We start from the raw sequence: 25,192 nt of genomic DNA, 5'->3' as shown, positions 1-25,192 counted from the left end.
GCGACCATTTTCGTTTCTCAATCAATATTCAACTGTCTTGTTTTTCATCCGGTTAATCATCAATGCCGTCACAACCACAATGACGATCAAGCTAACCAGACAAAGGTCAAATAACAAGCGGTAGGATGTCTGCTCGATCATGATCCCGCCAAATACCGGCCCGATCGCCTTGCCTAACGAAATCAGGGCATTCAGTATCCCTTGGAAATGGCCCTTAACTTCATTCGGGGACAACTGGTTGATAATCGCCGGAATCGTTGGAAAGACCAAGATTTCACCCAAGGTCAGCACCACCATGCCGGCCACAAACCAGAGATAGACGCGGCCCACAATCAAGGTGACAAAGGATAAGCCGATTGTCATTACCCCGATGTAAATCTTCAGATAATCGTGCTTAACGTAGCGGTTAACCACGTTCATCAACGGCTGGAGGAAGACCACCATCAAGCCGTTAATCGTCCACAGCATGCTGTAATTGGTCATTGTCATCCCCATGCCTGTCAGGTAAACGGACAGGTTGCTCGACCATTGCGTGTACAAGATCCACACAATGCATAAGGAGATACTCAGCGTCCAAATGATCGAACTATTGGCATGAGGCAATTTAAGCTGGGATGATTTAGATCCTGCAGCAGGCGTCTTATCTACATGAGCCTGACTCCGTGCTGAGGCCGGTACCCGGTAGAAGAAGAACACTAAGACACTGAAGAACGCGTACAAGATCACCGTCAGCAGGAATAAAGGACCCACCTGTTTATGTGTCCATTGATAAAGCGGACCAACTGCACTGGTGGCACAGACCATCCCCAAATTGTTGGCAAAATAGATCATATTAAAGACAAAACGGCCATCCGCGTTGTTGGTCATTGTCCCGTATGAATTATGCAAGGTGACCAGCCAGCCGTTAAAGAAGCCCACCAGCGTCAGCATGATTGGGTACATTGGCCAGCCATTTTCAAAAACCATGATCAACATAGTAACGATGGCGCCAATCAGGCCGCTCAGCATTAAGTATTGCGGATTGTGGCGGTCAAAACTGTTGCCGGCAAAGTATGAACCCACAACATTGGCCCCCGAATAAAAGAGGATGACGACGCCCGCAACGGTTAATGAATGGTGCAGCTGGTCGTGAATGTAAACCGTGGTCAACGGCCAGACAAAGCTGTTGCCAAAGTTGACCAGGAATACACCAATTAATAGCCAATGGAGCTTGATTCCTTTATTCATTGTTTCTCCCTCAATGTCTCTCTATTTAAAGAGGAGCGTTAGCGAAGTTTTTGTGCTTCTCAACGCTCCCAGTTCAATTATTCTTGGTGTTCGTAATCAATCGACGCAAACTTGTTATAAGTCTTATTGAAAAGCAGTTTAACGGTTCCCCGCGGGCCGCTACGGTTCTTGTCAATAATGACTTCGGTTTCACTAAGACTTGGTTGATCAGTATCTACCGGTCCCTGATCGTCATCGCTGCCCTCTTCGTGTTGATAGTAGTCATCACGGTAGAGGAAACTAACGATATCAGCATCTTGTTCGATTGACCCAGATTCACGAATATCCGATAACACCGGCCGCTTATCCTGACGCTGTTCAACGCCACGCGATAGTTGTGATAAGGCGATGACCGGGCACTGCAATTCCTTGGCCAGCTTCTTCAACTGCCGCGAAATTTCAGAAACTTCCTGTTGCCGGTTTTCGGCATTGCCACCTTCGATCAATTGCAGGTAGTCGATGACGATCAAGCCTAAATTCCCGGTTTGCTTGGCCAAACGCCGACATTTAGCCCGGATTTCAGGTACCCGGATCCCAGGCGTATCATCGATGTAGATGTTGGCACGATCTAGGGTTCCCATCGCAACCCACAGACTCTTCCATTCGTCTTCCGTCAGTTCACCGGTCCGCAAGTGGTTGGCATTGATACTGCCTTCAGCACACAGCATCCGATCAACCAGCGATTCGGCACCCATTTCGAGTGAGAAGATCGCAACGGAAGTATCGTTTTTAATCGCAACATTCTGGGCGATGTTCAGGGCAAAAGCCGTCTTACCCATTGCCGGCCGGGCCGCCACGATAATCAATTCATCGGGGTGGAGGCCAGTCGTCATCTTATCCAGCTGAGGATAGCCGGTCGCTAAGCCAGTAACGTCGCTCTTTTGTTTTGACAGTTCATAAATGTGGTCTGCTGATTGCGAAAGCAGGTCGCTGATTTTTTGCAGTTCGTTGGTGTTACTGCTTTCAGCGACGTTTAAGATTGACCGTTCCGCATCATCCAACAGACTCGTTAAATCTTCATGGTCTTCATAACCCTTGCCGGCAATTTTAGTGGCCGTGTCAATCAAGCGGCGGGCGGTGGATTTATCCTTAACGATTTTGGCATAGTAAACGACATCTGATGCCGTTGGGACCGCGCCGGCCAGCTTGGCCAGGTATTCCATCCCGCCAATGTTTTCGGTCTGCTTTTCGCGGTCCAATTCAGCCTTCATCGAGACAATGTCGATTGGCTGATCGCGCTCGTTAAGCTTAATCATGGCCGCAAATAGGATCTGATGCTTGCGGCTATAAAAGTCTTGGGGTTCTAGATACTCCATGGCCTGGACAATCGCGTCCTTAGTCAAAAAAGCCGCCCCCAAGACGGCTTGTTCCGCCTCTAAACTACGCGGCGGGGTTCGATTTATTGATGGCGAATTATCCATGGCAATTAAATCTCCTAGTTATTTTTCAGCAATGTGGATCCGCAACTTAGCTTCCACATCATGATGCAGCTTTACTTTTACGTCAGCGTAGCCCAATGCCTTAATTGGTGCAGGCAATTCGAGCTTCCGCTTATCGAGTTTGATGTTGTATTGGTCTTGCAGGGCCTTGGTAATCTGCTTGCTGGAAATTGAGCCGAACATCCGACCGTCACTACCAGCCTTACCGCTCATTTGCAGTACCGTGTTGTCGGATTCCAGCTTCTTCTTCAATTCCTTTGCCTGAGCCAATTCTTCAGCTTCACGCTTTGCCTTGGAACGTTCCTGCCCCTTCAGCTCGCTCATGGCCGCTTTAGTAGCCAACTTCGCCTTGCCACGTGGAATCAAGAAGTTTTGTGCGTAGCCATCCGGAACGTTCTTGACCTGACCACGTTTGCCTCGACCTTTAACATCTTCCATAAAAATAACCTTCATCTGGCTCACTCCTTATTTTCTTCTTCGGTTGCTTTCTGCGGTGTGATCACGCTCAACAGCTGATCCTTGACCTGTTCTACCGTCCGGTCAGTGATCTGCGTAGCGGCATTGTTCAAGTGACCACCGCCACCTAGCTTTTCCATGACGACTTGGACGTTATAATCACCGATTGACCGTGCAGAAATCCGCACGTCGCCACTCGCCTGCTTGGTGATGACAAAGGAAGCTTCAATGCCTTCCACCTGCAGCAGCATATCCGCGGCTTGAGCAGCCGTAACTGGATCATAGGTTTGGTCTTCTTCACCAACACACAATGCCATTTTATCATTAATAAAGCTGGTGTTTGCAATCAGATGATTTCGCTGCATGAAGTTGTTGACGTTTTCCTTCATGAACTGCTGGATCATCCGGTTATCGGCACCTGCAGAACGCAGATAGCTGGCCGCATCAAACGTCCGCGTGCCTGAATTCTGCTTGAAGTTCTTGGTATCAATCTCGATCCCGGTCAACATGGTCGTTGCTTCCAGCCGGTTCAGGGCGGCTCCCTCACGTGGCTGGTATTCGAACATTTCAGTGATCAGTTCACAAGTCGACGATGCATAAGGCTCGATGTAGACCAACAGCGGATTTTCTGGGAATTCTTCGCCGCGCCGGTGGTGGTCAATGATCACAGTCCGGTTTTTAAGGCGCTCATACAGCTTTGGCGCCATCGAAATGCTGACCTTGGAGTGATCCACCATTACCAGCAAACTCTTGTCTGTGGCCTTCTCAAGGGCCTCTTCCGGCGTGATAACGTGTTTGTCGATGCTCTGGTAGTTCTTAAACTGTTGCACCAGCCGTGCGATGTCGGAGTGGACCTTTTCCTGATCCAAAACGACCCAGCATTCTTGGTTGTTCATTTCCGCAATGCGCCGGATCCCGAGGCAGGCACCCATTGAATCCATATCAGGCTTGGCGTGACCCACGACGAAAATCTGGTCGGACTGGTTCATCAGCTCGCTAAAGGCATGGCTGATAATCCGGGCCCGTACCCGCGTCCGCTTCTCCATCGGGTTGGTCTTTCCACCATAGAAGCGGGCTTGCTGATTTTCTTGCCGAACAACTACCTGGTCACCACCACGGCCCAGTGCCAAATCCAAGTTTCGCTGCGCCGTATCGGCTAAGCGTCCCAGGTTCACCTGACCATAGGCAATCCCGATTGACAACGTGACTGGTGAATTCATCTTGGAAGTGTTTTCCCGAATCTTATCCAGAATCTTGAACTTCTTTTCCTCCAGCTTCCGCAGTGTTGATTGATGACCCATGATTAAGTAGTTGTCTTCATCGATCACCTTGATCAACATGTGGTTCCTGTCAGCCCAGTTGCTCAGCTCAGAAGTGACATAGTTATGCAGGTTGGAGACATCCGAATCGTTCATCCCCTGCGTCAACTCGATGTAGTTGTCCAGGAAAATATTTCCCAGGAAAAGTCGTTCGTCTAAATAACGCTGACTGATTTCCTCGTACTGGGTGACGTCCATCAAGTAAATACAATGCAACCGCTCCTGATAAAGGAATTGGAACTGCCGGCCGCGCCACTTAACCACTTGGGGTTCGTGGTCATCACCATGATTTTTGACGATCTTTGCCAGTTCCTTGTCGGCCGTTGCTAATGGTTCACCCACTAAGAGCTGGTCCTTAAAATAGTGGGCCAGATACGGGTTGATCCACTTCACCACGTTCCGTTGGTTCAGGATGATGATACCGATTGGCATGTCGAGCAGTGCCTCTTCCTGACTTTGGTGAACGTCATAAGTCAGGTCGTCGGCATATTCCTGTTCGCGATTGGCCAGGCTCTGCCACTGCGTAAAGATCATTGCCAAAGCAACAATGCCTAAAACCAGCAAAATCAGGCCAATTATCCAGTTAAACAGGAATGCCACGACGACACTTGCCACCGTCATCGTCAGCAGGTAGAAAACGGTCCAGCGACTCCGCTTATCATTCAGAAACTGCGAAATATTGGCTTGTCCAAATAAGAACCGCATTCATCGTGCCCCCCTGTACGTCTTTACTCAATAAACATATCTTATCATATCTACCGTAATTCTTACGAAAATCTAAAGGCAAAACGGTAAATAAAAAGGACTGCAAAGATTTGCAGTCCTTTTCAATTTAAATGCCAATTAGTCTTCGGCAACGAATGGCAGAAGACCCATGATCCGTGCACGCTTGATGGCAATAGTCAAACGACGCTGGTTCTTGGCACTAGTACCGGTAACCCGACGTGGTAAGATCTTACCGCGTTCTGAGATGAACCGACGTAATAAATCAGTGTCTTTGTAGTCAATGTATTCGATGTGGTTTGCGGCGATGAAGTCGACTTTACGACGACGACGGCCTCCACGACGTTGTTGAGCCATGAAATTACCTCCCTTAGCTGTTAATTAATTTAGAACGGAACATCATCAATTGATGGTTGATCACTATCATTATCCGATGATGAACTTCCTTGTTTCGTGCCCATAGCACTTTGATCATCAATGTTAATCCCATCAGCCGATGAAGCCGGTGCCTGTGACTGTTGCGGGTTGTCATTCGTGAATGGCAATGTGCTTAAGTCAACTTGGTTACCCTGGTTAAAGACTGGCTGTTGGTTTCTTTGCTGCTGAGGTGCGCTACTTGGCGCAGCTTGCGGTCCTTGATTGAAGGCATTGTTTTGTTGGAAGCCTTGGTTTTGGTTATTGTAGCCACCCTGTGCGCCGCCATTCCGGCCCGCTGCACGTGGTTCCAATAGGGCAAAGTTATCAACCGTTACTTCGGTGACATAAACTCGCTGACCCTGATTATTTTCATAATTCCGGGTGGACAGGCGACCATCAATACCCACTAAAGAACCTTTATGAGTGAAATTAGCAAAGTTTTCCGCGGACTTCCGCCAAATTACACAGCTAATGAAGTCTGCGTCCCGATCACCTTGTTGGTTACGAAACTGGCGATCAACTGCAACCGTAAAACTGCAAACAGCAACTCCGCTACCGGTGTACCGCAACTCCGGATCCCTGGTTAAACGTCCAGTAAGAACTACACGGTTTAACATTGGATATCGCACTCCTCTCAGTAGAATGTTCGATCGTTTGGCCTATTAGCGCTTAACGATCATGTGACGCAGGATGTCGTCACTGAACTTGGACAGACGATCAAATTCGTTCAATGGCTGATCAGTGTCGGTAGTGATGTTTACCACGTGGTAAGTACCTTCAGTGTACTTTTCGATTGGGTAAGCAAAACGACGGGTTGACCAGTCCTTTGAATCAACAACCGTTGCACCATTGTCGCTCAGAATCTTGTCAAAACGATCAACTAATTCGCTCTTGGCAGATTCATCGATATCAGGACGAATGATGTAAGTAATTTCATATTTGCGTGTTTCCATGAATGTTACACCTCCTTATGGACTCAGGCCCTTTTTCCTTAAAAGAGCAAGGAGAGTAGACGTCTCATACGTATACTCACAAAAATGAATGATAGCATAAAACAACATAAATCACAAGAATCAAATCTGATCTGGAATTGCGGTCTATCAATAATAAACGTCAATCACCCTCATTTGCAGCAAAATACTTTAATTTTTTATGCAAACACAAAAATAAGGACCTAGTGGACATAATTTTGCCCCTAGATCCTTATTTTATTAACGATTGTGACTATTACTTGTCGTCATCAGTTGATGTGGCTTTACCAGTCGTTTCGTCAGTAGTCTTTTCTTCAGCAGAGCTGTCGTCATCATCGCTGTCTTCCTTGGCCACTTTTGCCATCGTAGCTACTTGTGCGCCATCGGTCAGCTTAATTAAGTGAACCCCAATCGTTGAACGACCGGTTGTCGACACCGTTTCAACACCGAAGCGGATGATGACACCCTTGGTCGTTACCAGCATGATGTCTTCGTCGCCCTTAACGGTGGTCAGACCAACCAGTGGGCCATTCTTGCTGGTGACGTTAACGGTCTTGATACCTTTACCGCCACGGCCCTTGATTGGGTATTCAGCAGCTGGCGTCTGTTTACCATAACCGTTTGCCGAAATAACCAGGACATTGTCGTCAGGATTCAGTTTACCGGCACCAATCAGGTAATCGTTTGGCCGCAGACGGGCACCACGAACACCGGCAGCTGCCCGGCCCATGGACCGAACCGCCGTGCTGTTGAAGCTGACTGAGTAACCTTGATGGGTCCCCAAGATCAGGTTCTGGTCATGGTCAATGATCTCTACCGCAATCAATTCGTCATTTTCGTGCAGGTTGATTGCCTTCAGACCGTTGCTCCGGATGTTCTGGAATTCGGCAACAGGAGTCCGCTTGACGATCCCTTGCTTAGTGGCAAAGAAGAGGTCCTTGTCTTCATCGTTGCTCTTGTGGGAAACGTTGATGACCGCGCTGATCTTCTCGTGTGGATCCAGACTCAAGAGGTTGATTACCGGAATTCCTTGTGCAGAACGACCGTATTCAGGGATTTCATACCCCTTCATTGAGAAGACCTTGCCAGAATTGGTAAAGAACAGCAGCATGTCATGGGTTGAGCTTGAAATCAGGTGCTCAATAAAGTCATCCTTGTGCACACCCATGCCCTTAACACCACGGCCGCCACGGTTCTGCGTCTTGAATTCATCGACTGGCAGCCGCTTGATGTAGCCGTTGTGCGTCAAGGTAACAACGATATCCTGTTCTTCAATCAGGTCTTCGTCTTCGATATTGGTAATGTCGCCGACTTGTAATTCCGTCCGCCGCTTGTCACCAAACTTCTTCTGGATTTCTTGCAATTCATCATAAATGATCTGCTGAATCCGTTCACGGTGGGCCAAGATGTCCTTGTAGTCAGCGATGGCCGCCATCAGTTTCTTGTATTCGGCTTCAATCTTTTCCCGTTCCAAGCCGGTCAACCGAACCAGCCGCATATCCAGAATGGCCTGTGATTGCCGTTCTGACAGGCCAAAGTCGTTCATCAACTGGGACTTAGCAACTTCACTCGTCTGTGATTGACGGATGATCTTGATGATCTCATCAATGTGATCTAAGGCAATCCGCAGTCCTTCAACGATGTGCGCACGCTGCTGAGCCTTCTTCAGGTCAAACTCAGTCCGCCGCCGAACAACGCTTTCCTGGTGTTTCAGGTAGTACTGCAGGATTTCCTTTAAGCTCAAGATCTTTGGGGCACCGTTGACGATCGCCAGCATGTTGAAGTTGAAGGTCGTCTGCATCAGGGTCATCTTGTACAGGTTGTTCAAAATGACTTCGGCGCTGGCATCTCGCCGGACATCAATGACGATCCGCATCCCTTCACGGTCGGTTTCATCGTTGATATCCGTGATCCCGTCGATTTCCTTGTTCCGGGCCAATTCCGCGATCCGTTCGATCAACTTGGCCTTGTTAACCATGTAAGGAATTTCGTGAACGATGATCTGCTGACGGCCGGTCTTGGTTTCTTCGATATCCACCTTTGCCCGCACGATAATGGAGCCCTTACCAGTTTCGTAGGCTTTGCGGATACCGGATTTGCCAAGGACAACCCCACCAGTTGGGAAGTCTGGACCCGGCAATACCTTCATCAGGTCTTCGGTTGTTGCGTCCGGGTTCTTCATCAAGACGTGAATAGCGGAGATGACTTCACCCAGGTTGTGAGTTGGAATGTTGGTTGCCATCCCGACGGCAATCCCAGAAGCACCGTTGACTAAGAGGTTAGGGAACCGTGCCGGCAAGACCGTTGGCTCCTTTTCCGTCCCATCATAGTTATCTTGGAAATCAACCGTGTCCTTATTGATGTCGCGCAGCATCTCCACCGCAATCCGGCTCATCCGTGCTTCGGTGTAACGCATGGCGGCGGCAGAGTCCCCGTCGACTGAACCAAAGTTACCGTGCCCGTCAACCAGCATGTAACGATAGCTAAAGTCTTGGGCCATCCGCACCAGGCCTTCGTAAATCGAGGAGTCACCATGAGGGTGGAACTTCCCCATGACGTCCCCAACAATCCGGGCAGATTTCTTGTAAGGCTTGTCCGGGGTTACCCCTAATTCATTCATCCCATACAGGATCCGCCGCTGGACCGGCTTCAGGCCATCCCGCACATCAGGCAGGGCCCGGGAGACGATGACACTCATCGCATAGTCCAGGAATGAATTACGCATCTGACTCGTCAGTTTGACGTCGGTGATGCGGTTTGAATTATCTGAATCAGCCACTGTATTTTGCCTCCTCGTTTAATTACAGGTCCAAATTCTGGACAAAAGTTGCATTCTTTTCGATGAAGTCGCGCCGTGGACCAACCTTGGTACCCATCAGCATTGGGAAGATCTTGTCCGCAGCGGCTGCGTCATCCAGGTTTACCCGCAACAGATGCCGGTGAGCTGGATCCATCGTCGTCGTCCATAATTGTTCGGCGTCCATTTCACCAAGCCCCTTGTATCGTTGAATAATCGGCTTAGGACTCGGCTGCAGGGAATTAACGACCCGGTCAAGTTCTTCATCGGATTGGATGTATTTAACGAACTTGCCTTGCCGAACCTGGTATAGCGGCGGTTGGGCAATGTATACGTAACCGTGGGTGATCATCGGCTTCATGAACCGGTAGAACAGGGTCAACAACAATGTCCGAATGTGGGCACCATCGACATCCGCATCGGTCATGATGATCAGCTTGTGGTAGTTGGCCTTGGTAATATCAAAGTCTTCGCCAAAGCCCGTGCCAAGTGCCGTAAACAGGGAACGAATTTCATCATTAGCCAATACCCGGTTCAGGCTGGCCTTTTCAACGTTCAAAATCTTACCCCGAATCGGCAGGATGGCTTGGGTCAACCGTGACCGACCCTGCTTAGCAGAACCACCGGCGGAGTCCCCTTCGACGATGAACAATTCGGAAATGTTCGGGTCCTTGCTGGTGTTGTCGGCTAACTTACCTGGCAGATTGGAGATTTCCAAGCCGCTCTTCTTCCGGGTGACTTCACGAGCCCGCTTGGCAGCAACCCGGGCTTTTGATGCCAGCATCCCCTTTTCGACGATCTTGTGGGCGGTGTCGGGGTTCTCCATCATGAACCGGGTCATCGTTTCACTGAAGATCTTGTCCGTGGCCGTCCGCGCATCCGAGTTCGACAGCTTCGTCTTCGTTTGCCCTTCAAATTGCGGGTTCGGGTGCTTGATGGAAACGACAGCGGTCAATCCTTCACGCACATCGTCACCAGACAGGCTGGTGTTGCCCTTCAACTGGCCGCTCTTCTTGCCGTAATCGTTGATCACCCGCGTCAGTGCTGTCTTAAAGCCCGTTTCATGGCTACCACCTTCGTAGGTGTGGATGTTGTTAGTAAAGGTCAACAATTCGCAACGGTAACCGGTGGTGTATTGCAAGGACACTTCGACGGCAATGCCATTGTATTCGCCTTCCACGTAAATCGGTGGATCAAACAGGTTTTCCTGATCCTTGTTCAGATACTCAACATAGTGTCTGATCCCGCCTTCGTAGTGGAATTCCTGGCGGTTATCCTGATCATTACGCTTATCTTCAATTGTGATCCGCAGACCCTTGTTCAAGAAGGCCAGTTCACGAATCCGGTCGGTTAAGGTCTTGATGTTGAAGACCGTCGTTTCACGGAAGATGGTCGGATCCGGCTTGAAGTGAACAATGGTCCCGTGTTCAGTTTCCGGCAGGCCCTCTTTGATGACCTTCATCTTGGTGTGGACGTGGCCACCACGGAAGTCCATGTAGTATTCCTTGCCTTGCCGGGTAACCTTGACGTCTAATTCACTGGATAAGGCGTTAACAACGGATGCACCAACACCGTGCAGACCACCAGAAACTTTATAACCGCCATTGCCGAACTTACCACCGGCATGCAGGACGGTGAAGACTGTTTCTAGCGCTGGCTTGCCCGTTTCCTTCTGAATGTCAACCGGGATCCCACGACCGTTATCGGTAACTGTGATACTGTTGTCCTTTTCAACAACCACATTGATCTCATCACAGAAGCCGGCCAGTGCTTCATCGATCCCGTTATCGACAATTTCCCAGACCAAATGATGAAGTCCCTGAGCAGTCGTCGAACCGATGTACATCCCTGGACGTTTACGAACCGCTTCCAGGCCCTTCAAAACCTGAATTTGACTCGCGTTGTAACGACTACCGAGTTCGGCCTTTCGTTCTTCAGCCTGCTCCTTTTTGGTCTCTTCTTTTTTACTCACTGTGCTTCCTCCTTATCCAATTCACCGTCATGGATCTTAAAAATCGTCGGCTGCTTAATCAATTTTTCTGCCACGCCGCTCAGACTGGTAGTGGTCAAGAATGTTTGCACCTTGTCCTGAATCGCACACAACAGGTGGGTCTGCCGGTCATCATCCAATTCAGACAGGACATCATCGAGCAGCAATAAGGGGTATTCCCCCGTCTGCTCCTTCATCAAATCGATCTCCGCCAGCTTGACCGCCAAAGCCGTTGTCCGCTGCTGGCCTTGTGAGCCATAGTGCTGGACATTCTGACCGTTGACAATGAACTGCAGGTCGTCTCGCTGCGGCCCCGCCAGGCTGGTACCCAATTCGATTTCCCGGTCGCTGTTAGCCGTAAATAACGACCGCAGCTGACTTTTCAGGTCATCCTCGGTCGTGTCTTTATCGATCTTCAGTTGACTGATGTACTTTAACTGCAACTTTTCTTTCTGCACTGAAATTTGTTCATGCAAATCATTGGCCCATTTTTCCAGACGACCAACCAGCTGGTATCTGGCCATGGTGACCTTTGCGCCAACGTCCGCCAACTGATCGGACAACACTCCCAACAGGACCCGGTCATTTTGCTGGTGGCGTTTCAATTGCCGCAAGTACTGGTTGCGCTGGTCCAAAATGGAATGGTACTGGCTCACGTTGTACAAATAAGCGGCACTCATCTGCCCAAATTCCATGTTCATGAACCGCCGCCGTTCTTGGGGTGCGCCCTTGACCAATGAAAGATCTTCCGGCGCAAATAAAACCACTTTGAGGTTGCCAACGTACGACGACAAGCGGCTTTGGTAAAGGTGATTAACCTTCACCCGTTTGCCCCGTGGCGATAGCTCAACCTCTAGCGGCAGCCGGTCAACTTTTCTTTTAATCCGGCCGCTGATGAGCGCGGTTTTTTGTCCCCACTGAATCAACTCACGATCCTTATTGGTACGGTGGCTCCGCGTCAACGCCAGAACGTGAATTGCCTCCAGCAAATTCGTTTTTCCCTGCGCATTTTCACCAATCAAAATGTTGACGCCCGGCTGAAACTGGACGTCCAAGTGGTCATAGTTACGAAAATGCCGCAGCTGCAACTCTTGCAGAATCATATGTCATCACTGCTCGCCCTGAATTGTGACCGTTTCAACACCAACAATTTCAACTTTATCGCCAGGGTAGAGCTTTTTGCCGCGCCGCTGGTCTAATTCGTCATTAATCTTGACATCGTGTTCTCTCAAGAACCACTTGGCCGCACCGCCTGTGGGGATGATTCCCTCTTCTTTAAGCAGCTGGCCAAGAGTAATGAATGGCCGATCAATTTTCACTACTTGCGAATTTTGCACGTATCTCACCTACTTTGCACCTTAATATTATAGCTTTTCTAGGGGGTAAAAACAATATAAAGGGCCCTCTTAGCCGTTTTAAGCGTTTTTAATGTATTCGACCCTTTTTTCACTAAATTAGGCTAAAGACGATTGACGGCGGTGAGAAGCAAGAACAAAAAAGGCGAGGTGACATTCTGACACCTCGCCTAATTAATCTGATTTTGTCTATTTTTAGAACGTCCGCACTGGCGTGATCAGTTGAATAAAGTCTTCTTTATTCTCCGTTGGCACCAGCGTAAATGGTCGCAATGCCGATGTGAAGGAGATCAAAATGGTGGATTGACCAAATGACTTCAACGCATCACTCATGTAGTCAGGGTTGAACGAAATCTCCAGCTCAGCCCCCTTAACGGAATCGGCCATGACGTTTTCTTCCACATTCCCGACTTCGGCAGAATCACCACTGATCTTTGCGACTCCTTGATCAGGATCAATCGTCAGCTTAACCACATTGTTGTGACCTTGGTGTGACAGCAATGAAGCCCGATCGATGGTCGACAGGAACTTGCTGGCTTCGACTTCAATCGTCGTATCAGCAGTATCTGGGATCAAACGGCTGGTTTCTGGATAATTGCCTTCCAGCAACCGTGAGTAGAAGAGGGTGTTGCCAAACTTGAAGCGAACCTGGTTTTCAGCGATCTGTAAGTCAACCGGGTCCTTTTCATCACTAATCAAACGAGCCAGTTCAGTCATGCTGTCACCCGGGATGACCACATCATAACTAGCATCACCGGTATCAACCTTAACTTTCCGTTGTGCCAGCCGGTGACTATCCGTGGCGATCGCTGTCAGTTCACCATTAGCCAACAGAATGTGGATCCCTGTTAAGATTGGACGGCTTTCCTGTTTGGAAACGGCAATCCGGGTCTGATCAATCACATCCCGTAACAGATCGGCGTCCATCTTAATTGTGACGTCACTTTCAATTTCCGGCAAATGTGGATAGTGGATGGCATCTTGACCATTAATGATGAATTCGGCCGAACCAGACGTAATTTTAGTTTGGAAACCTTCGTGAACGGCAACAGTAACGGTCTTTTCTGGCAGCTTCTTAATGATTTCACTGAAGAAACGGGCAGGCAACACAATGGCACCTGGTTCTTCAACGACTAATTCATTGCTGCTTTCGGCAGTGGTCATTGTTGATTGGATCGTAATATCAGCGTTGCTACCAGTCAGTGTAATGCCATCTTTAGCAACGACAATTTTAATTCCTGTCAGAATAGGAATAGTTGTTTTTGATGAAATTGCACGTAACACATTGTTGATTTGATTAATAAAGGCAGTTTGGTTAACTGAAAATTTCATGATGATGCCCCTTTTATTAATTTACTTTATTTAATAATAAGACAGAAGTAGTAGTAGGTCTTGTGGAAAGTGTTGAAAAGTCAAAAAGACGAGAACAACATTGGGTTTTCCACATGTGGATAATTTGTGGATTGATTGTGAATTAACAAAAAGTTATCCACACTAATTAAGGACGTAAATCATTCTGTAATTTATCCACTGTATTTTTCAATTGTGTATCTTGACCGATCTGCTTTTCGATTTTGTCGATGGCATGTAGCACCGTGGTATGGTCCTTACCGCCAAACGCACGGCCGATCCGTGGAAGGGAGTTGTCGGTCAATTCACGCGACAGGTACATGGCGATTTGCCGCGGTACCACAATATTCTTGACCCGTTTCTTCCCGGTAATATCGCTTTGATTGATGTTGAAATAAGCAGCGACCTTCTTTTGAATCAGATCGATATTCAGCTCGGTGGAGGCATCTTCGCCAATTCCTTGCAAGGCTTCCTTGGCCACGCTCAACGACATTGGCTGTGAGTGCAACTGGGCAAAGACGCGAACCCGCATCAGGGCGCCTTCCAGCTCCCGGACATTGGTGTTGATCTTGCTGGCGATGAAGTTAAAGACCTCGTTGGGTACGTTTTCTATGTGTTCCTCATCGGCTTTGCGGTTCAAAATGGCGATTCGCGTTTCCAGGTCTGGCGGCGTGATTTCAACGGTTAAACCCCAGACGAACCGTGAAACCAGCCGTTCAGTCAGATTCGGGATTTCTTTCGGATTTTGATCAGCCGTCAGGACAATCTGCTTGTTGTTATCGTGCAAGACATTAAAGGTATTGAAGAATTCCAACTGAGTTTCGTTTTTGGAACTTAAGAATTGGACATCGTCAACCAGCAGGGCGTCAAGGTCCCGGTATGCCTGGCGGAATTGTTCCTGGGTCCCGGTCTTGATTGAGTTAATGTAGTCATTCACGAAATTTTCGCTGGTGACATATTTGATCTTGGCATTAGGATTGCGCTGCAGCATGGCGTTGGCAATGGCCTGCATCAAGTGCGTCTTGCCTAAGCCCACGCCACCGTAGATTAACAGTGGGTTATAGAGTAAACCAGGTTGTTCGGAAGCACCGTAAGCAGAAGCATAAGCGAACTGGTTGCTGCGGCCTTCAACGAATGTTTCAAAGGTATATTCCGGGTTTAAGGGCGTAGTTTCCTTAAAGGTTGGCTCTTTTTTAACGTTGTCAGTCGGCTTCGCCCCAATTAAATCCTTTGTTAAAACGTAACGTGTATCAATATCTTGGCCAGTTTCTTCTTTCAAGATGTGTTTGAGTTGAACATCTAATTTATTTTGCCAGAAATCTAAGTGGTAATCAGTAGGCACGACCACCGTTAATCGGCCGTTGGAGAGAGAATAGGCTTTTGCCGGAGCAACGACGTTATCATAAGTCACAATAGTAATTGACTGTTTAAACGCGTTCTGGACCGTCTCCCAAAGAGAATCGAGCTCAGTCAAAATGATTCCTCCTAAAAGATGATGTGAATAATTAAACCAAACGATATTTTATCATCTGCATAAAAAGTTTTCCACAGGCTGAAAAAATATCGTCCACAATATAAACAACGCTGTGTGGAAATCATTCACAGCGTTGTTAATTTGTGGAAAAGTTGGGGATAATCCACAGATATCCACAGAAAATTGTGAATAAACACAGGGACAAATCCTGATAGCATAGTAATCCACAAGTTTATCCACAAAGCTGTGGATAAGTTTAGTCACAGTCCTGTGCGTTCAAAAAAAGCGGTGGAAATCGTTGTGAATAAGCCAAAAAATTTGGTGACAATAAAACAACGCTGTGGATTATTTGTGGAAAACTGTGGATAAATAATTATTTTCGTCGTCATTTTGCGGTTTATTACCGATCCAACTTGTGCTATACTTACCCAGTATGTTTGTAGGGTTAGGCGGATTTCCGCCAACTAAGATCATCATTAATTTATTGCCGGAGGAGGTGCAAGAGCTGATGAAGCGTACATTTCAACCTAAGAAGCGTCACCGTGCTCGTGTCCACGGTTTCCGTGCTCGGATGAGTACCAGCAACGGCCGTAAAGTACTGGCTCGTCGCCGTAAAAAGGGTCGTAAAGTATTATCTGCATAAGATAAGCCACCTGCATTGCAGTGGCTTTTTTCTCAGTAGGGGGCAGGGCATTCACCTGGCTGCAATGAATAATTGTAGTTTTGTCGTGTGTCCGCCCCTTTTTACGTTATTGGAGACAAGATATGAGAAAATCATTTCGCGTTAAAAAGGAAAGCGAGTTTCAACGAGTGTTTGAAACCCATAATTCCGTCGCCAATCATAAATTTGTTATCTACCAAATGGAAAAGCCGGGCCAACCGCACTTTCGCGTAGGCATTTCGGTCGGTAAGAAAATCGGCAATGCTTACCATCGTAACTGGTTGAAACGGCGGATCCGCCAAACGCTGCTTGAAGTGAAGCCCCAATTAAAGAAAGATGTTGACTTTCTGGTAATTGCGCGGCCGGCAGCGGATAAAATGACGATGGCACAGACCAAAAAGCAGTTGGTTCATGCCTTGCAGCTGGCACACCTGTTAGAAAAGTAGAGAGGATTTCGGTTTGAAAAAACAATTAAAAAAGGTCCTCAGTTTAACCGGGATTTTAAGTCTGACCTTGTTCTTGGCCGCTTGTTCCAATGAACCGATCACGAAAAACAGCACCGGTTTCTGGGATCATGACATCATTTATAATTGCTCACGGTTTATCATTTGGCTGTCCAACCACTTTGGCGGATATGGGATGGGGATCATTATCTTCACCATCATCATCCGGATCGTTATCCTGCCAGTCATGTATTGGCAGACCAAGTCAACGACTGCAATGCAAGAGTTGCAACCGGAACTGAAGAAGTTGCAGCAAAAGTATTCTTCGCGTGACCGGGAGACGATGCAGAAACTGCAGATGGAAACGTCGAAGCTGTATCACGATGCCGGCGTTCACCCAATGGCTTCAATGCTGCCACTGCTGATTCAATTGCCAGTTATGTGGGCCCTGTACCAAGCTATTTGGCGGACAAACATCTTGCGTCACGGGAGTTTCATGTGGCTGCAGTTGGGTAAAACGGATCCGTACTTTGTATTGCCGATTCTGGCGGCCGTCTTCACCTTTATCAGTTCATGGTTAGCCATGGCGGGGATGCCGGAAAAGAACAGCATGACAACGGTAATGACCTGGGGAATGCCGATCATGATCTTCTTCATGGCTTTAGGTTTCCCAGCCGCCATCACCTTATACTGGGTGGTTACCAACGCCTTCCAAGTTGTTCAAACGCTGTTGATCCAAAACCCATTCAAGTTGAAGCGTGAACGTGAGGAAAGAAAGCGGGCCAAGCGGCGTCGTCAAAACCGGCTGGAACACGCCCGGCGGAATGCTTTCAAGAGCAAGCGCAAGTAAGCGAGTAAATAAAAATTTTAAAAGCAGAACGTACGATGGACTAAGCATCCAGATATACGTCCTGCTTTTTTATTGAGTTGAAGCATAGCGGGAGAAAGGGGTAAACTAAAAGGCGAATTTTTGATGGAGGGATACTGATGAAGAAATTTGAGGGCACAACGATTGATGCAGCCCTTGCAGCTGCGGCAACGCAATTAGGCATCGCAAAAGGAGAGCTTCAGTATCAAGTCACTCAAGAGCCTCGACATGGGTTTTTAGGCATCGGTAAACGGATGGCGATCATCCAGGTGACGGTGCCCAAAACAACGCCGCAAAAAGAAAAGTCCGCCCAGAACAGCCATAATCGGCCTCGTCAGGTCAAAAAGCAGCCGACTCAACACGAAAAGCATGAACCGGCACGCGAAAAACAGGCTAAACGGGCACAGACCAAGCCGTTAGATGAAAAAGAAAAGCTGGCACAGGAAGCCCGGGCTAACCACGTCCGCAACCTGCACCGGATGCAAGCAGTTAGCAAGGGCCTGGTCAAGTACTTGACGGATGCTTTAAGCGCCCTGAACATTCAAGGCCAAGTCAAAATTGATCAGTTGCGGGTCCATGATTTGAAACTAGTAGTGGAAACCAAGAGTCCCAGCCGGGTCGTTGGCTACCATGGTCGCCGGATCAACGCGCTGGAGTCTTTGGGGGCTACTTACTTGACCTACCATGGCATTAAGGATGCGCAACTAGTATTGGATACCGGTGACTACCGGGAACGCCGCCGTCAGTCGTTAAAGAACTTGATGGCTGACAGTGTGACGGAGGTCATTGCGACGAACCGGGCCGTCTTCTTGGATCCCATGCCGGCACGGGAGAGGAAGCTGCTGCACAAGCTGGCCGAAAAGAGTCCGGCAGTCAAAACGTACTCGCATGGCAAAGAGCCATTCCGGAGCGTGGTCATTGCTCCCCGCAACTAGGCGCATGCTGGTTGACATTATGAAATTCGCTGATTACAATAACGATGAAAATTTAATCTGACCTGTTAGAGTAGTGAAAGTGCTTTGACCATGGTCCACCAATCAAGTGGGCATGGAGAGCACTTTTTTTATTGAAAGGAGGAGCCGGAGTTGAATAGTGAAGATGACACCATTACTGCCATCTCGACGCCAGTTGGTGAAGGTGGTATTTCGATCATTCGGGTGAGCGGCGATGAGGCCATTCCGATCGTGAAAAAGCTGTTTGTGGGTAAGGATTTGGCGAAGGTGGCCAGCCATACGATCAACTATGGTCATATTGTGGATCCGAAGACGCATGAAGAAGTCGATGAGGTCATGGTTTCAGTCATGCGGGCACCCAAAACTTACACCAGGGAAGATGTTTGTGAAATCAACTGTCATGGGGGCCTGTTAGCAACCAACCGGATCCTGCAGCTGACAATCGCGGCAGGTGCACGGATGGCCGAGCCAGGTGAGTTTACTAAGCGGGCCTTCCTGAATGGCCGTCTCGACCTTTCCCAGGCGGAAGCAGTCATGGACTTGATCCGTGCTAAAACCGATAAGTCAATGAAGGTGGCATTGGGCCAGCTTGACGGGGACTTGTCACGGTTGATTCGCAAATTGAGACAGGAAATTCTGAATGTTTTGGCCCAGGTGGAAGTCAATATTGACTACCCAGAATATGACGGTGCAGAGACGATGACCAGCAAGATGATGCACGACCATGCCGTAACCATTCAAAAGAAGATCGAAAAGCTGCTGGCAACGGCGCGCGAAGGGAAGATCCTTCGTGACGGCCTGGCGACAGCGATCATCGGCCGGCCAAATGTGGGGAAGTCCAGCCTGTTGAATTCCCTATTGCATGAAGACAAGGCCATCGTTACTAATGTTGCCGGGACGACCCGGGACGTCATTGAAGAATACGTCAACGTCAAAGGGGTCCCGCTCAAATTGATCGATACTGCGGGGATCCGTCACACCGAAGACAAGGTCGAAAAGATCGGTGTTGAACGCAGTAAAAAAGCGATTGAGCAAGCAGATCTGATCCTATTGTTGATTGATAGCTCACAAAAGCTGACCGATGAGGACCGGGAGTTGATCAAGCAAACCAGTGCCAGTCCGCGGATCATCATCTACAACAAAGCCGATTTACCGGCACAGGTCGACGTAAAGGAGCTGCAGAGTCTGGTGGGCGACAGTCGGATCATCAAGACGTCAATGACCGAACACCAAGGCGTCGATCAACTGAGCCAGGCAATTGCCAAACTCTTCTTCAACGAAGGTGTCGAGAGCAGCCAAAACACCGTCATGGTCACCAACGCCCGCCACATTGGCTTGCTCAGACAGGCCGATTCGGCGTTGGACGACGTACTGAAGGGGCTGGCCGATGGGATGCCGGTCGACCTGGTGCAGATCGATATGCGCCGTGCCTGGGACCTGCTTGGTCAGATCACCGGGGACAGTTACCAAGACGAATTACTTGATCAATTATTCAGTCAATTCTGCTTAGGAAAATAGGAGTACATCATGCAAATAAGCGAAGCAATTCAATACGATAGCGACAGTTACGATGTGATTGTCGTTGGTGCCGGTCATGCTGGCTGTGAAGCCGCCTTGGCCGCTGCCCGGATGGGAAATAAAACACTGTTAGTGACCATCAGCCTTGAAATGGTCGCATTCATGCCCTGCAACCCGTCATTAGGGGGACCGGCTAAGGGGGTCGTTGTCAGAGAAATCGATGCCTTGGGCGGTGAAATGGGCCACAACATTGATAAGACCTACATTCAAATGCGGATGCTGAACACCAGCAAAGGCCCCGCTGTTCGTGCATTGCGGGCACAAGCCGACAAGCATGCTTACCACCGGCAAATGAAGTGGACCTTGGAAAAGCAGGCCAACCTGACCCTGCGGCAAGCAACGGTTGATGACCTGATCGTTGAAGATGGCGTGTGCCATGGGGTAATCACCAACACTGGTGCACGTTACCGGGCCAAAACGGTGGTCCTGACGGTTGGGACCGCTGCCCGGGGCAAGATTATTATTGGTGAATTGCAGTACGAGTCTGGGCCGAACAACTCCAAGTCGGCAACCAAACTCTCCGAATGCCTGGAACGGCTTGGCTTTGACCTGGAACGGTTCAAGACTGGGACGCCGCCGCGGATCAACGGGAACACGATCAATTACGACGAAACTGAGGAACAGCCGGGTGACGAAACACCACACCACTTCAGCTTCGACACTCCTGACAGCAAGTACCTGTCAGTCTCCGATCAGATTTCATGCTGGCTGACCTACACCAACCCACACACCCACGACATCATTCGGCAAAATCTTGATCGGGCTCCGATGTTCTCCGGGGTCATCAAGGGTGTGGGCCCACGTTATTGCCCGTCAATCGAAGATAAAATCGTTCGTTTTGCTGACAAGGACCGTCACCAATTATTCTTGGAACCAGAAGGCCGTGACACCGATGAATACTATGTGGATGGCCTGTCCACGTCGATGCCGGAAGAAATTCAACAGCGGATGCTGCATTCAGTGAAGGGACTGGAGAAGGCTTCCCTGATGCGGCCTGGTTATGCAATCGAGTACGACGTTGTTTCACCGTATCAATTACGGCCAACGTTAGAGACCAAGCGGATTAAGAACCTCTACACCGCTGGGCAAACCAACGGGACGTCTGGTTATGAAGAAGCAGCCGGCCAAGGCTTGATCGCTGGGATTAACGCTGGCTTACGGGCATTGGGTAAGAAGCCGTTTGTTTTGCAACGGTCAGAAGCCTACATCGGCGTGATGATCGACGACCTGGTTACCAAGGGCACGAAGGAACCATACCGTCTGCTGACCAGCCGTGCCGAATACCGCCTGCTTTTGCGTCATGATAACGCGGACTTCCGATTGATGGGCAAAGGGCACGAGATCGGCTTAGTTAGCGACGAACGTTACCAAAAGATGCTGGCAAAGAAAGCCGCCGTCAAAGCAGAGGTTGCCAGATTAGAGTCATTGCGGCTTAAGCCTGGTTCGCCAGCTGACGACTTCATCCAGCAGCATGGTGATCATCCGCTGAAGGACGCTGTCACTGCAGCCACCCTGCTGAAGCGGCCATACTTCGACTACCAAACCTTGCTGAAGTTCATTCCGGCACCTGAAAAGCCATTGGATCGCCAGGTTGCTGAACAGGTCGAGATCACTTTGAAGTACGAAGGCTACATCAAGAAGGAAGAGGTCCGGGTCAACCGGCTGAAGCGAATGGAAGCCAAGAAGATCCCTGAAGATATTGATTACTCAGCGATCGAAGGCTTGGCTACTGAAGGCCGGCAGAAACTGGATAAGATTCGTCCGGAAACATTGGCTCAAGCATCCCGAATCAGTGGGGTCAATCCGGCCGACCTGGCGATCTTAAGTGTCTACATTCAACAAGGGAAGATTGCTAAGCGCAGCGATCGGAAATAGTTCCGATTTTGGATAATATTAATAACAATCAACCGGCAAAATGTACTATGATGGGTAGGTAAACTTTTTGAATGTAGGTGTAGTCATGAAAGCATTACGACAGATTATGAGCTGGATAGTGCCAATTGTCGTTGGATTGGTTCTAGCCTTAGTTATTAAGCAGTTTGTCTTTCAGCCGGTACGGGTTGATGGGCCATCGATGCAGCCAAACTTGGTTAACAATGAACGGGTTTGGTGTTTCAAACGATCCAAGATCCATCGTGGGTCAGTGATTGTGTTTAATGCCAATGGAGTTGATCCGCAGGTTTCGGTCAAGACCGAATATGTTAAGCGGGTAATTGGTGTTCCCGGTGACACGGTTCAATCCAAGAACGGCAATATTTACGTTAACGGCAAGAAGACCAATCAGGACTACATCAGTATGGATCAGCGTAAGGCCGGTACTGGGAATTGGACGTTGAAGACCATTTCCAAGCGGAACAACTGGTTGAAGAATTCTGGTGCTACCAAGGTGCCGGACGGCGAATACTTTGTTTTAGGGGACAACCGGACGGTATCTAACGACGGTCGCTACTGGGGCTTCGTACCGAAGGATAAAATCGACGGGGTCGTTAAGGTTGGCTTCTGGTCCAGCAATCAGTCCAAGAAGAAGTATGTGAACAAGCAATGGGAACACTACTTCGATAATTAGAAAAAAGCCGCTAGGAAATTTTCCTAGCGGCTTTTTTTGTTAGTCGACAGATTGCAAAGCTTCCAGCATATCGACATGCTTGATGCGCCGGTAAACCAGTAAAGCCAGCAGCAAGGTAATGGCAGCGGGGATGAATGCCGATAACAGGAAGTTGCTCAGGTAAAGGTTCGGGTCAAACATGGCGTTGGTTGGCGGCAGGGTTGTGATAATGAAGTGGTGCAGCCAGGCGCCGATGAAGTAGCCCAGGATGATGCCCAAAAGCGATAAAATAATGGTTTCTCTGTAGATGTACATTGTGACTTCACCGTCGAAGAAGCCCAGCACCTTGATGGTTGACAGTTCGCGCATCCGCTCCAAGACGTTGATCGTGGTCAGATTATAGATCACGACGATCGCAAGGAGGGTTGCCAGACCGATCAGGATGACCATCACTTTATTCATGCTGTCCATGGTGTTCTCGATGGTGCGTTGATTATTGACATTTTGATTGATGCCCAACACGGCGCCGCTCGCCATTGCGGAAGCAGAGAATGACTGCAAATCCTGGTGATGCTTTAACGTCACTAATTGGGCGTTGCTAGTAAATGGCCGCTTGAAATAGTGACGGTATTCGTGTTGGTTCATGATCAGGAAGTGGCCCATGTACATTTCGGTGATGCCAGCAACTTTGAACGACCGCCATTGACCGTTACTGTCCTGCAAACGAATGCGGCTGCCGACTTTGCTATCGGTCAATTTGGCTAATTTTTCGGAAATGACCACCCCATTGTTCGTCAACTTGATGGGTCGCTTAGTTGACCGATTCTGCAGGTGCAGGTAGTCGTTAAAGCTATGACTGTCCCGGGGCACGATCAGGTTGATATTTTGCTGAGCATGATCTTCACCGAGTTTGCGGTGCAATTGGCCCCAGTAAATTGAGGTGTGACGCTGCACGTGGTCGGATGTCAGTAGATGCTTTAGCCGTGCTGATTGGGCGGCTGCAAGCGGATCTTTTTGCTGGATGACGAGGTCGTAGCGGATGATGTTGCCATACTGCTGCTGGCTGATCCCTTTCAACGAATCGCTGATGCCGAAGCCCATGACTAGTAGGCCGGTACAGCCAGCGACGCCAATGATGGTCATTAGCATACGGGGCTTGTAGCGGAACAGATTGCGGGCGGTAATTTTATGTTTGAAGCTGAGACGATTCCACAGCGGCTTGACGCGTTCTAAGAGGATGCGCGAGCCGCTTTTTGGTGCTTTGGGCAACAATAGGCGTGCAGGAGATTCTTTGAGGTCGACAGACAATGTCCACAAAGCCGATAAGGTGGTGCAGGCTACGGCGACCACGGCGGCCACGATGAGCCAGACCCAGTTGAACAGCGGAGTGAAGCCAGTCAACGTCGAATTGGCTCCATAGGCGGTGAAAATCATCTTAGGCAGGAAGAGGTAGCCGAAGATGGCGCCAAACAAAACGCCCAACAGACTCGACGTGAGACCGTAAACGATGAATTTTTGGCAGACATCTAGATTGGAATATCCCAGTGATTTTAATGTGCCGATGTTGGTCCGTTCTTCTTCAACGAAGCGGGTCATCGTGGTTAAGCAGACCAAGGCGGCCACGAAAAACATGAAGACCGGGAAGATGTTGGCTAAAATATCAATGCGCTGGACATTGGAGTGGTAGATTTCATAGCCCGGATTTTGGCTGCGATCGTTGACGGTATAAGTAATCTTATCCGCTGACGTTGGTAAAGCAGCTGACTGGAGCGATTGACTCTTGGCCGTTTGTGCGCTTGATACCTGCTGGTTCATCATCTGGGCTTGCAGCGCTTGCTGGAGACGTTGTACCTTATCAGCCCGTTGATGATTCAGCTGTGCTTGCAGATGGCGTTGCCGTTGATCAACATAGTTTTGGTAAGCCGTCGAATATGGGTTCAAGTGGGCTGTTTTCTTGAAGGTCAGGCGGGCGATCATCCATTGTGGACTGGCGAAGGCGGCTTTATTGACGAGCGCGTAGCCATTGAGTTGACCGGTACTGATATTGGTGTGGCCAAAATCGTTGCGGTCAATGTATTCGCTGGACCGCACATAACCGACCACCTTGAAATGGGTGTTTTTCAGGCTACTATGTTGGTTTAACGTGATGGTTTGGCCGATATGGTAACGGTTGGCCAGCAGGGAGCTCACCGCAATCTGCCGGTTGTTGGTTGGCAAGTGGCCCTTAACCAACTGGTATTTCGAGATGCCATCAGTCTTTGAGAAGACGCGGATGGCTGTTCTTGAGTGGTTAACGGTAGAGTCCTGAAAATAACCGAAGTCGGCCTTCTTGAGACCGGGTGTGTGCAGGATGATTTTTTGATCGGCGCGATCCAGGCCATAATTTGACGTGACGGTAAGGTCGGCCAACTGCTGCTGGCGGTAGAAGTTGGTGGCGGTGAACCGCATGTCCGGCCCAGCCATTTTGAGCCCGATAAAGGTAAAAGCACTGACCGCCATCAAGAGGAAGATTGAGATAAAGCGTCCCAATGAGTCCGTGATGGATTGAAAGGCATTTTTCCAGAGGATGCGTTTACTCATAGTGACC

General features: G+C 49.0%; 21 protein-coding genes. 7 read left to right on the top strand and 14 right to left on the bottom strand.

Annotated elements, in window-relative coordinates:
- Nucleotides 1-21 precede the first annotated feature (21 nt).
- The 13 genes from IV45_RS07270 to dnaA all read right to left on the bottom strand — a co-directional run bounded on the left by IV45_RS07270 (nucleotide 22) and on the right by dnaA (nucleotide 15,557).
- Nucleotides 22-1,227: an MFS transporter gene (locus IV45_RS07270; RefSeq protein WP_057742154.1), complete on the bottom strand. Its 1,206-nt coding sequence runs from the start codon at nucleotides 1,225-1,227 to the stop codon at nucleotides 22-24.
- Nucleotides 1,228-1,304: 77 nt separating this feature from the next.
- Entirely contained in the window at nucleotides 1,305-2,687 is a 1,383-nt protein-coding gene (gene dnaB, locus IV45_RS07265) for a replicative DNA helicase (RefSeq protein ID WP_057742151.1), read from the bottom strand.
- A gap of 18 nt (nucleotides 2,688-2,705) precedes the next feature.
- Nucleotides 2,706-3,158 carry a 50S ribosomal protein L9 gene (gene rplI, locus IV45_RS07260; protein ID WP_057742150.1) on the bottom strand — a complete coding sequence of 151 codons (453 nt, stop codon included), beginning with the start codon at nucleotides 3,156-3,158 and terminating at the stop codon, nucleotides 2,706-2,708.
- A gap of 5 nt (nucleotides 3,159-3,163) precedes the next feature.
- Nucleotides 3,164-5,185: a DHH family phosphoesterase gene (locus IV45_RS07255; protein WP_057742147.1), complete on the bottom strand. Its 2,022-nt coding sequence runs from the start codon at nucleotides 5,183-5,185 to the stop codon at nucleotides 3,164-3,166.
- A 138-nt stretch (nucleotides 5,186-5,323) separates the two neighbouring features.
- Entirely contained in the window at nucleotides 5,324-5,560 is a 237-nt protein-coding gene (gene rpsR, locus IV45_RS07250; RefSeq protein ID WP_003682305.1) for a 30S ribosomal protein S18, read from the bottom strand.
- A gap of 29 nt (nucleotides 5,561-5,589) precedes the next feature.
- Entirely contained in the window at nucleotides 5,590-6,237 is a 648-nt protein-coding gene (ssb, locus tag IV45_RS07245; protein WP_057742144.1) for a single-stranded DNA-binding protein, read from the bottom strand.
- Between the two features lie 45 nt (nucleotides 6,238-6,282).
- Nucleotides 6,283-6,573 (bottom strand): 30S ribosomal protein S6, encoded by a 291-nt coding sequence (gene rpsF, locus IV45_RS07240; protein WP_057742142.1) that lies wholly within the window; start codon nucleotides 6,571-6,573, stop codon nucleotides 6,283-6,285.
- A gap of 274 nt (nucleotides 6,574-6,847) precedes the next feature.
- Complete coding sequence (gyrA, locus tag IV45_RS07235) at nucleotides 6,848-9,370, bottom strand: DNA gyrase subunit A (protein WP_057742140.1); 2,523 nt, start codon at nucleotides 9,368-9,370, stop codon at nucleotides 6,848-6,850.
- A 22-nt stretch (nucleotides 9,371-9,392) separates the two neighbouring features.
- A complete protein-coding gene (gene gyrB, locus IV45_RS07230) occupies nucleotides 9,393-11,360 on the bottom strand; it encodes a DNA topoisomerase (ATP-hydrolyzing) subunit B (RefSeq protein ID WP_057742137.1) in 1,968 nt (655 codons plus the stop codon).
- Nucleotides 11,357-12,481, bottom strand: coding sequence for a DNA replication/repair protein RecF (recF, locus tag IV45_RS07225; protein ID WP_057742134.1), 1,125 nt, complete (start codon nucleotides 12,479-12,481; stop codon nucleotides 11,357-11,359). Before recF ends, gyrB begins: the two co-directional genes overlap by 4 nt.
- Nucleotides 12,482-12,487: 6 nt before the next feature.
- Entirely contained in the window at nucleotides 12,488-12,715 is a 228-nt protein-coding gene (gene yaaA, locus IV45_RS07220) for a S4 domain-containing protein YaaA (RefSeq protein WP_057742133.1), read from the bottom strand.
- Nucleotides 12,716-12,928: 213 nt separating this feature from the next.
- Nucleotides 12,929-14,065, bottom strand: coding sequence for a DNA polymerase III subunit beta (gene dnaN, locus IV45_RS07215; protein WP_057742130.1), 1,137 nt, complete (start codon nucleotides 14,063-14,065; stop codon nucleotides 12,929-12,931).
- A gap of 166 nt (nucleotides 14,066-14,231) precedes the next feature.
- Complete coding sequence (gene dnaA, locus IV45_RS07210; protein ID WP_057742127.1) at nucleotides 14,232-15,557, bottom strand: chromosomal replication initiator protein DnaA; 1,326 nt, start codon at nucleotides 15,555-15,557, stop codon at nucleotides 14,232-14,234.
- A 508-nt stretch (nucleotides 15,558-16,065) separates the two neighbouring features.
- Between dnaA and rpmH the strand changes: the two genes are divergently transcribed.
- From rpmH to lepB, 7 genes are all read left to right on the top strand, one after another.
- Nucleotides 16,066-16,200: a 50S ribosomal protein L34 gene (rpmH, locus tag IV45_RS07205; protein ID WP_057742124.1), complete on the top strand. Its 135-nt coding sequence runs from the start codon at nucleotides 16,066-16,068 to the stop codon at nucleotides 16,198-16,200.
- A 122-nt stretch (nucleotides 16,201-16,322) separates the two neighbouring features.
- Nucleotides 16,323-16,664, top strand: a complete 342-nt coding sequence (gene rnpA / locus IV45_RS07200; RefSeq protein ID WP_057742122.1) for a ribonuclease P protein component — start codon at nucleotides 16,323-16,325, stop codon at nucleotides 16,662-16,664.
- A 13-nt stretch (nucleotides 16,665-16,677) separates the two neighbouring features.
- A complete protein-coding gene (yidC, locus tag IV45_RS07195; protein ID WP_057742119.1) occupies nucleotides 16,678-17,511 on the top strand; it encodes a membrane protein insertase YidC in 834 nt (277 codons plus the stop codon).
- A 137-nt stretch (nucleotides 17,512-17,648) separates the two neighbouring features.
- The gene (locus IV45_RS07190; RefSeq protein WP_057742116.1) at nucleotides 17,649-18,464 is read left to right on the top strand and encodes a Jag family protein; all 816 of its coding nucleotides are present in this window, start codon (nucleotides 17,649-17,651) and stop codon (nucleotides 18,462-18,464) included.
- A 150-nt stretch (nucleotides 18,465-18,614) separates the two neighbouring features.
- Nucleotides 18,615-20,000 carry a tRNA uridine-5-carboxymethylaminomethyl(34) synthesis GTPase MnmE gene (gene mnmE / locus IV45_RS07185; RefSeq protein ID WP_057742114.1) on the top strand — a complete coding sequence of 462 codons (1,386 nt, stop codon included), beginning with the start codon at nucleotides 18,615-18,617 and terminating at the stop codon, nucleotides 19,998-20,000.
- 9 nt (nucleotides 20,001-20,009) lie between these two features.
- A complete protein-coding gene (mnmG, locus tag IV45_RS07180; protein WP_057742111.1) occupies nucleotides 20,010-21,935 on the top strand; it encodes a tRNA uridine-5-carboxymethylaminomethyl(34) synthesis enzyme MnmG in 1,926 nt (641 codons plus the stop codon).
- 85 nt (nucleotides 21,936-22,020) lie between these two features.
- A complete protein-coding gene (gene lepB / locus IV45_RS07175; protein ID WP_057742110.1) occupies nucleotides 22,021-22,626 on the top strand; it encodes a signal peptidase I in 606 nt (201 codons plus the stop codon).
- Between the two features lie 39 nt (nucleotides 22,627-22,665).
- On the opposite strand, the gene IV45_RS07170 is transcribed toward lepB, so the two are convergent.
- Nucleotides 22,666-25,185 (bottom strand): ABC transporter permease, encoded by a 2,520-nt coding sequence (locus IV45_RS07170; RefSeq protein ID WP_057742107.1) that lies wholly within the window; start codon nucleotides 25,183-25,185, stop codon nucleotides 22,666-22,668.
- Nucleotides 25,186-25,192 lie beyond the last annotated feature (7 nt).

Origin of the sequence: Limosilactobacillus secaliphilus (assembly GCF_001437055.1) — a bacterium.
In the GTDB taxonomy this organism is placed as follows: Bacteria; Bacillota; Bacilli; order Lactobacillales; family Lactobacillaceae; genus Limosilactobacillus; species Limosilactobacillus secaliphilus.
This window is presented reverse-complemented; position numbering and strand designations above follow the sequence as displayed.